This window comes from Alteromonas sp. S005 (genome assembly GCF_036864475.1).
Taxonomy (GTDB): domain Bacteria; phylum Pseudomonadota; class Gammaproteobacteria; order Enterobacterales; family Alteromonadaceae; genus Alteromonas.
Window position 1 is genome coordinate 281966 of record NZ_JAZETN010000004.1, and the last position, 9786, is coordinate 291751.

Consider the following 9786-nt stretch of genomic DNA (forward strand, 5'->3'; position numbering starts at 1 on the left):
TGAAGGTTACCGGAGACCCTTATGTATCGCTATCTATTAGCAGCATTACTATTTATTTGCAGTGTTAGTTCATCTGCAAAGAACCTTAACGATGAAAGCTTGTACCAACTACTTGATGACATTTGGCAGTATGAGCTCTCAGTCTCCCCGCTTTTAGCGTCTCGCCAAGGCGATACTTCCCTCGCTCATGTGCTACCCGATATTTCGCCCGAAGCACTTAAAGCACAAAATGAACAATGGCGTACGTTTCAAAAAGCCTTGAATCGGTACAAAAAAGACAATATCTCTACTGACGCTTATATTGCTTTGCTAATGCAGCAATACCGTTTAGCCAATTATGTGGATGAATATACGTATCGCTCGCACTTAGTGCCCATCAATTCAGAATATGGCTTTCATGGTGCCATGGCCTCGCTTCCCAATTTATCAACGTTTAAACGCGTAGAAGACTATCAAGCTTACATTAGTCGCTTAAACGCGCTTAAGCCTTATTTTGACCAACAAATTACTTACATGAAGCAGGCGCTAAAAGAAGGCTATACGCAACCTAAAGTAGTGCTTAAAGGGTTTGAAGACTCAGTTGCGTCTTATATTGTTGAAAATGCAGCGGACAGTGGTTTTTATTCTCCATTTACCCGTTTTCCAGAGTACTTTACTGCCGAGCAAAAATCAGCGCTAACGGAGCAAGGCAAGGCTGCCATAAACAGCAGCGTATTGCCTGCATATCAAATGTTCTATGACTTCATGGTAGATGAATACATTCCCAATGCCCGTGAAGATATTGCCGCAAACAACTGGCCAGACGGCGTGGCATATTACGCCAATAGAGCTAAGCATTACACCACCACGGATATGACGCCTCAGGAAATCCATAATTTAGGTTTGTCTGAAGTAAAACGCATTCGCGCCCAAATGCAGCAAATTGTGGATGAGCTTGGCTTTGATGGCGACATTAACGACTTCATTAGTTTTTTACGCGAAGACCCGCAGTTCTATGCCACCAGCGCTGAAGACTTGCTAAAAGAAGCGTCGTTTATCGCAAAGAAAATGGACGCGAAACTCCCTTCTCTTTTTGAGTATTTGCCAAGAACGCCTTACGGTGTAGCCCCTGTACCAGACGCTATCGCGCCTAAATATACAACGGGCCGTTACATTCACCCTAGCCGCGATGATCAGCCTGGATATTACTGGGTAAATACCTACGCCCTTGATAAGCGCCCTTTATATGCGCTGCCTGCACTGACTTTGCACGAAGCAGTTCCAGGGCATCACCTTCAAATCTCATTAGCAGCAGAGCTTGAAGACTTACCTATGGTACGTCGTAACACCTATATTTCAGCGTTTGGTGAAGGCTGGGGTCTGTACTCTGAGTTTTTGGGTATTGAAGCAGGTATTTACGAAACGCCGTACGACAACTTCGGTCGCTTAAGCTACGAAATGTGGCGTGCGTGTCGTTTGGTTGTTGATACCGGTATGCACACGATGGGCTGGAGTCGTCAACAGGCGGTTGATTATATGATGGAAAACACCGCGCTTTCAGAACACAACGTAAATACTGAAATAGACCGATATATCTCTTGGCCAGCGCAAGCCTTGTCTTACAAGATTGGTGAAATCAAAATTAAAGGCCTTCGCAAGAAAGCAGAGAAAGCAGAGAAAGCATTAGGCGAGCGTTTTGACGTGCGTAAATTCCACCGCGCCGTGTTAGAAAATGGCTCAGTTCCACTGTTTATCTTGGAGCAAAACATCAATACGTTTATAGAAGAACAAAAGGCACAATAAACATGATCGTTGCATTTGGTATTATTGGATTACTTATCCTGTTTTTAATTTACTTTGTGCTGCGAGCGCAGAATTTACAGAAAGAACTGGCGCTATTGCGTCACTCGAATAAACAGAGCAACAACAAGGTTACATATGCTTATCGCAACCTTGTTCTTGTTACAGATGCGTTGGAGAAAAATCTTAATACGCGTATTGAAAGTGCCTATAAAAGCCGCCTTATCGACCAAACTCAATACAATGCACTACACCCGCTTATGCGCAACTTTTCAACCATTATTATGGCTTGTTGTGAAAAAGGCATGTCCCTTGAAGAGTCTTTAAATAAAGCGTTGCAGAATGAAGAAGTCACTCTTGAGGAAGTTCGTGAAGTGGTGAAGGCCCTACCTAGCAACGTTCGCATGGTGTGGGCAAAAAATACCGCCGATGGATTTATAGCTTTTTGCCAAACCGTTACAGCAACCGTAAGCGGTACTGCAGCAAAATCACAAAAAGAACCGTCGACGCAAGAGTAACCTCGCATTCTATTTTTCCTCTCATTAGTACTTCATTAGTGCTATGACGTGCTAGGGTCACCCGCTTTACTATGTAGTTAAGGTAGGCGGCCCTCCACGATATCCCACTCTTTTAAAAGTTTAATCTTTTTACCTTTTCAAACTAATCAGTGAGTTAGCGGTTAAAACAACAAGACAAAAACCTTTTGTCTTGAAAAGGGTTATTGCTGCTCTATAATACTGTATAAAAATACAGTTTATTTTGAGTGCCATGAATAAATCGTTATCCGTGCTTAACAATCATCCCCAAATTTGGCGGGCCAGAAATCAAAAGCAAAGTGAAACTAAATTTTCGCTGGGCTTTCCACGCCTAGATAAAGCACTTAACGGTGGCGTTGCTTCTACGGGGCTTGTGCGTATTGCCTCACTGACCGGCGTGGGTGAGCTTTCATTATTTAAACGAGTTATTTGCCAGCATCGCACGCATAAACTGGTGGTGTTTATTAACCCTCCCGGGTTACTACAGTCACCATGGTTAGAAAACCTGGGGCTGAAAGCACAACAGGTACTCGTAGTTAAAGCAGGTACTGAGCAGGAGTCTTTATGGGCAGCAGAACAGTGTTTAAAAAGTACGGCTTGCCATTGCGTTGTGCTGTGGAGTAATGCGGTAAATCAAAAAGAAGCACGGCGCCTGCAAGTAGCGGCAACGCATAATGACGCACTGTGCTTGCTGTATACTCCCCCGCAACAACAGGCATCATCGTTAAATTATTCAAAAACAAGCTCACAAGCTGATACACCAAGCCAAAGCGACAGTTCATTGCCCATCACTTTAGATATTGCACTACTTGGTAAACCCCACGCTTTATCGGTGAACATACGCAAACAACGTCATGGGTGGCCAAAAGATAACGTTGTTATTTCTCATCAGTGGACCCCTGACAATCACGCCATTAAATGGGCCATGGCACATAACACGCTTTCCGATCAGGCTTTACATTCTGTGAGCTAACAATGCTGTGGGCCTATATTTACTGCTATCAACTCACTTTAGACAGCCACATCAAAGCGGCTAAAAATAAACATGCGCACCGCCAAGCGCTTAAAGGCGATCTTAGAAATGAACCTAGACGCGAAGCTAACAAAAGCTCTTCGTCATTACCGTCGAATACTCCCGTTGCGGTGTACTGCAGTAAAACAAACAAAATTACGCAGTGTAATGATATTGCAAAAAAAGAAGGCATTGAAATTGGGCATGGGCTAGCTCAAGCGGCGGCGCTATGCCCTTACGTGCATATTCTGCCTTTCAGTGAAGAAGCCGAAAAGCATATGCTGACGCAGTTAGCCCATCGGCTTTATCCACTGGCTTCTGACATCGTATTAGACAACCACATTCACTCAAATAGTGTAAACGGTCTGGCTGTAAGGCTTGATAACCTAACTCATTACTATGGCGGTCATACGCCACTGTGGAAAACTTTAAGTCAAACTCTGGCAGAAGCAGATATTCGCTATCATTTTGCTAGCGCATGGACAATTGAGGCCGCAAAAGTATTAGCGCTTCATAAATTTAATACCTACTTACATACACCCAATGACATAAAAAAGGCGCTAAGTACGTGCCCGCTTTCTATTACTGCTTTGTCACCTAAAGTCATTGACTCGTTGGCAAGAGTGGGTGTTACCCGTGTACAGCAACTGCTGGCCATGCCGGTACAAGAACTGGGGCGGCGCTTCGACAATAACACCATTATGTATCTTACTGCATTAAGAGGAGAAACCTTTCCCCAGGTTACGCTATTTAGGCCTTTGGAGCACTTCGATAACTTTATCCTATTGCCTTTCGATATTGAAAACACGCAGCATCTAACCCCTTTTGTCACCCAGCAGTTTGAACATTTGTCTCACTATTTACGAGCAAGAAACTTATATACATCCAGCATCAACGTGCGTATTCATTTCAGAGAAGCACCTGTTATGGATATTAATATTCATTCTGCACTGCCTCAGTCATCGGTGAAAAGTTGGCTACCGCTGTTTAATCTTAAAACTGAGAACCTAGAGTTACCCGAGCCTGCCACAGCGATTGCGCTTACCTGCCAGCAGTTTGAAGAAATAGATTCGCAAAATGGCGACTTTTTTAGCGATAGGTTTAATGACGTTGCACAGAAACAATTGATTGGGCGCTTAAACGCCAAGCTAGGCGATAATAGTACGTTTCAACCTCGCGCTGCTGACAGTCATCAGTTCGAATATATGACGGTAACGGAATCAAGCGCCGGTGACGGCACCGGTAATTATGCTTACAACAGTGACATTACGCCCACCTTTACTTTTGATACACCTAAACCGCTTATTCAGGCGACCCACATTTGCTTTGGCCCCGTGCGTTTACACAGCGAGTGGTGGCATGACAGCCCAACAAAGCGAGATTATTTCATCGCCCAAACTGAGCAATGTGTAAGGCTTTTAGTATTTAAAGATGAAGAGAGCCGCTGGTGGGTACAGGGCCTTTTTTGCTAGCCGTACGCGGTTAAAGAAAAAGTAGAGGTAAAAGCAATATCATGAAATACAGCGAACTCTTTTGCCAAAGTAACTATAGCTTTCTTTGCGGAGCCTCCTCTCCTTCAGAGCTTGTGACCACGGCGTCTTTTCTTGGCTACGACGCGCTTGCCATAACTGACGAATGCTCGGTAGCGGGAGTAGTACGCGCTTTCGATGAAATAACCCATCAAGGCCTACCTATTAAGCTTATTGTTGGCAGTTACTTTGTATTTGATGACACCTTATCTTTTGTACTGCTGTGCCCGAACAAAGCGGCCTACAGCGAACTGTGCCGAATTATTACTAACGCCAGGCGTCGCTCTGAGAAAGGAGAATATCAACTTGCTGAATGGGACTTGCGTACCATTCGCCACTGCAAATTCATCTGGCTACCTAGCGGAAAAGAAGCTCACGACAAGCATTGGGCTGAGTGGCTGCAAAAGCATCCCAGCATCGATGCCTATATTGGCGCTCAGCGTTTATTAGACGGACGGGATCACCAGCGGTTTGCGCACTACAACCATTTACAGTCTGCCTTTCCCTTTCCGGTTATTGCTTGTACAGGTGTGTTAATGCATCACGCTGACAGGCTTCCGCTTCAACATGTATTGCATGCTACTAATGTGCACACCAGTGTAGACAAAATAGGTCGGGAGGCGTTGAGTAACGCAGAGCGTAGTCTGCGCACCATACAAAAAATAAAGAAGCTCTACCCTGAGAAATGGATAGCCAATACCAATGCCCTAGCCCAGGTATTCACGTTTTCTTTAGAAGAGTTGCGCTATCACTACCCTTCGGAACTGGTGCCAGAAGGGTATACGCCTACATCGTATTTACGGGAGCGCGTAGAAGCCGGTATTAAAGTGCGCTTTCCAGAAGGTATAACCTCTGAAATCCGCCAAATTATAGAAAAAGAACTGACACTTATTGCCGAGCAAGAATACGAATATTTCTTTTTAACCATTTACGATATCGTTCAGTTTGCCAAGCGGCAGCGCATTTTGTATCAAGGGCGAGGCTCTGCGGCCAACTCGGTAGTGTGCTATTGCCTAGAGATAACGGCCGTAGATCCAAGACAAATAAGCGTACTGTTCGAGCGTTTTATATCCAAAGAACGTAACGAGCCGCCCGATATTGATGTGGATTTCGAGCATCAGCGCCGTGAAGAGATCATTCAATATATTTATCAAAAATACGGCAGAGAAAGAACCGCTATCGCGGCTACCGTTATTTGCTACCGCTTTAAATCTGCATTTAAAGATGTGGGCAAGGCGCTGGGCTTTAGCGAGTCACAGCTTGATTTTGTGGTAAAACAAATTAATCGACGGGACAGCGTTATTCCGTGGAAGTCTCAGCTGGCTGGACTAGGACTAAACCCTGAGGAGCCTAGGGTACAGCAGTTAATTACCCTTACCGAAGCTTTACTGGGCACGCCCCGACATTTGTCGCAGCATGTAGGTGGTTTTGTTATTAGCGCAGGGCCGCTCTACGATCTTGTTCCTGTTGAGAACGCCGCAATGGAAGACCGTACCATCATTCAATGGGATAAGGATGACATTGAAACCTTAGGTCTATTAAAAGTGGATGTACTGGCCCTTGGGATGCTAAGCGCTATACGCCGTGCGTTTTCTCTTATCAATAAACAGTATCCTATTGAAACCAGTATTCCATTTATCACCAAACTTGGGGATGACAAACAGGTTTTCGATATGATTTGTCGGGCCGATACGGTAGGCGTTTTTCAAATAGAATCACGGGCACAGATGTCTATGCTGCCAAGGCTCAAACCTCGTCGCTATTACGATTTGGTCGTACAAATAGCCATTGTACGGCCTGGCCCCATTCAAGGCGACATGGTTCACCCTTATCTGATACGTCGCCACGGAAATGAAACCATTAGCTACCCATCTAAAGATGTGGAAAAGGTGCTATCACGCACTATGGGCGTGCCTATCTTTCAAGAACAAGTGATCCAGCTTGCTATGGTTGCAGCAGGCTTCAGTGGCGGAGAAGCCGACCAACTGCGGCGCGCCATGGCTAGCTGGAAAAAGGACGGTAGAATTTTTGAATTCAGAGACAAACTCATTAAGGGTATGACGGATAAAGGCTATGACAGTACGTTTGCCCACAACTTATTTGAGCAAATAAAAGGCTTTGCAGGTTACGGCTTTCCTGAATCTCACTCAGCATCTTTTGCCGTATTAGCTTATGTGTCTTGCTGGTTGAAGTTTTACTTTCCCGTTGAGTTTTACGTGGCGCTGTTAAATAGCTGGCCCATGGGGTTTTATTCTCCGTCCCAATTAGTTCAAGACGCTAAGCGTCACCATATACGGGTAGAGGCGCCCTGCGTGAACCAGTCAAGCGCAGAGCACACGTTAGTTGTAAAGGGCCAAGAAAAGTATATACAGCTTGGTCTTAAGCTTATTAAAGGTTTAAGTGAAGCGTCATCTGAGCTTATTGTGGAAAATCGTTCAGACGAAGGCTACACCAACGTTGAACAGTTACAGCAGTTATCGCTTAAAAGTAATGAACTAGAGGCACTTGCGAGCGCAGATGCATTTCGTACTATATCAGGGAATCGCTACGAAACCCGCTGGCGAATTATGGATACCCAAACGCGTTTACCGCTTTTTGATACCGACGAGTTTTATGCAGATAAGTGCGGCAAAACGCTCGGAGCAGATCCTTCTGAAGCAGAAAACTTACTTGAAGATTATGCTTCAACAGGCTTGTCTGTAAATAACCATCCTATTGCACTGCTTAAGCAGCAACACGAGCTTAACGACATAAGCTGGTCTGATTCGCTAAGAGACAAAAAGAATAAATCTGTTGTTAAAGTACTTGGAGCTGTTACGGGACGACAGGCCCCAGGCACAGCAGCAGGCGTCACCTTTCTGACCTTAGAAGATGATATAGGCAATATGAATGTTGTGGTATGGCAAGCTACAGCGCGAGCACAGCAACAAACTTTTTTGAAAGCTAAGCTTCTTCAAGTTAATGGCATTATTGAATGTTCAAAAGAGGGAGTTATTCACATTATTGCGGGTAAGCTTATCGACCGTACACCTTGGCTCGAAAAGCTGACATTAAGCTCTAGAGATTTTCACTGAATTTTTTACAGAGGCAAAGTAATAGATTATGGTATGCTTAACAGTGATTGTTTGATTAATAACTTTCTTTTCGTGAAGCAACATTCGAATAACTCAACTATACCTGTAGATAATTGTTGTCATTTTCGGAGTATAAAATGATGCGATGGATTGCGCTTTTTATTATTTGCGCATTTAGTTTTAATACCTACGCAGATAAATATATAGTTGGCGCACAAGGTTTAGCCTACTTTCCTCACTACGATTTTTCTTCGCCTGTAGATAAAGGAGTAGCCTGGTCGATATTAGAGGCTTTTTCTGAAGCTTCTGGACACGAATTTATTTATTTGAGTTTGCCCATAAGACGACTTCAACTCGAGCTAGTTAAAGGTAATGTTGATTTTGTATACCCTGATAACAGAGGCTGGTATAACAGCATCACCACTTCGAGCGATAAGTATTTTTCACTTCCTTTAACCAATGCAGTAACAGGAACTATCGTTAAACGAGAGAATGTAGGTAAGGGCATTGAAAAAATAAAACATCTAGCCATGCCACTAGGGTTCACACCAGTAAACTGGCAACAAAGAATAGACAATAAACATACAAAAATTACTTGGGTTACTAGCATACAGCAGGGCTTTGACCTTTTAGATCAAGAGCGTGTCGATGGATTAGATTTGGAATACTTTGTCAGCCAAAGCTCCACACCACTATCCTATGAGAAAGGCGCGTTTACTCTAGATTTAACACTTCCTCATAACGAAATCCCTTTTTCTTTGTCTACCCTTTACCACAAAGACATCATCAGTGAACTGGATAATTTCATAGCCTCAAACCCCGAGTTAATTAATAGTATAAAAGTAAAATACGGAATAACTTCTTTTGAAAAATTGTCTCAGCAACTTCTAAAAGAACAAGACTTGCAAGCTGAAGAAGTCTGGAAATAAAGGACATGTCGCTTTGCGAGAATGACGCACATCTATTCACATGCGCATTTGAGAGGTCTGTTGCCGCTCGTGCTTTCCTTACAATATTTCTTAAAGCATAGTTTGGATTAGATTAGTAAAGCAAAGCTATTTTCCCTTGTAAAAACTTCAAGGGCGTCAGTAATATAGACTCTCGCCAGCTATATACTTGACCTTAGATATAATTTATCTATTTGAAATAATTAGCTTTTTTATTTGGAAAAGTTTTTGCTTGTAGGTTGTTATATCAAGGAGCATTTATGAAACAGTTATCACTACTCTTATTTTCTTTTTTCATCACATTTACCGCCAGTAGCGCGCAGGCAAAGCAGACTGTCAGTGTCGACTATATGCATGGATTTGATGATATTGACGGTATGCGCTTAGCATATAGACCGCTTGAACAAACATTAGCTACCGATTGGTTTGGCGACATAAAGCTCTATTGGGAAGTTAGTGCCGTCATTTGGGAATATGGTAAAAACGATAGCCACAGTACAAGCTATGGCGCGTCACTGACCCCTGTTTTTATGAAACAGGTAACTACGCTATATGAAAAATACCCTGTATATTTAGAAGCAGGAATAGGTGCAAGTTACATTGGTGATCAAGAGGTGGCAGGGAAGGATATTGGCTCTAACTATCAATTTGAAGACAGATTGGGCGTGTTTGTAGAGATCGACAAGAAGCAACACGTTGCGCTGCGCTATATGCACTTTTCAAACGGTGGCTTTAACAACGACAACCCAGGGCTAGATTTCCTGAATCTATCCTACGCCTACCACTTCTAACGAAATTGGGTCAGAGTACATTTCTACACTGTAAACAACGACGCTAGAGTGCGCTGTTGCTCTGTTAAGAACATTTGTTCAAAAAATTTCACTGACCCCATTATTTTTTCTGCAGAAA

7 protein-coding genes are annotated in these 9786 nt (G+C 43.5%); all 7 read left to right on the forward strand.

The genetic code is table 11. The annotated features are described in order from the left end of the window. The first annotated feature begins 21 nt into the window (after nt 1-21). The 7 genes from V7R55_RS07965 to V7R55_RS07995 all read left to right on the forward strand — a co-directional run bounded on the left by V7R55_RS07965 (nt 22) and on the right by V7R55_RS07995 (nt 9668). Nucleotides 22-1782: a DUF885 domain-containing protein gene (locus tag V7R55_RS07965; protein ID WP_334058889.1), complete on the forward strand. Its 1761-nt coding sequence runs from the start codon at nt 22-24 to the stop codon at nt 1780-1782. Between the two features lie 2 nt (nt 1783-1784). Further along, nucleotides 1785-2297 (forward strand): hypothetical protein, encoded by a 513-nt coding sequence (locus V7R55_RS07970; protein ID WP_334058890.1) that lies wholly within the window; start codon nt 1785-1787, stop codon nt 2295-2297. 250 nt (nt 2298-2547) lie between these two features. After that, entirely contained in the window at nt 2548-3288 is a 741-nt protein-coding gene (locus V7R55_RS07975; RefSeq protein ID WP_334058891.1) for a recombinase RecA, read from the forward strand. Between the two features lie 2 nt (nt 3289-3290). After that, nucleotides 3291-4799: a Y-family DNA polymerase gene (locus tag V7R55_RS07980; RefSeq protein ID WP_334058893.1), complete on the forward strand. Its 1509-nt coding sequence runs from the start codon at nt 3291-3293 to the stop codon at nt 4797-4799. A 41-nt stretch (nt 4800-4840) separates the two neighbouring features. Beyond that, entirely contained in the window at nt 4841-7930 is a 3090-nt protein-coding gene (locus V7R55_RS07985; protein WP_334058895.1) for an error-prone DNA polymerase, read from the forward strand. 137 nt (nt 7931-8067) lie between these two features. After that, nucleotides 8068-8859: a hypothetical protein gene (locus V7R55_RS07990; RefSeq protein WP_334058897.1), complete on the forward strand. Its 792-nt coding sequence runs from the start codon at nt 8068-8070 to the stop codon at nt 8857-8859. Nucleotides 8860-9137: 278 nt separating this feature from the next. Beyond that, complete coding sequence (locus V7R55_RS07995) at nt 9138-9668, forward strand: acyloxyacyl hydrolase (RefSeq protein WP_334058900.1); 531 nt, start codon at nt 9138-9140, stop codon at nt 9666-9668. Nucleotides 9669-9786 lie beyond the last annotated feature (118 nt).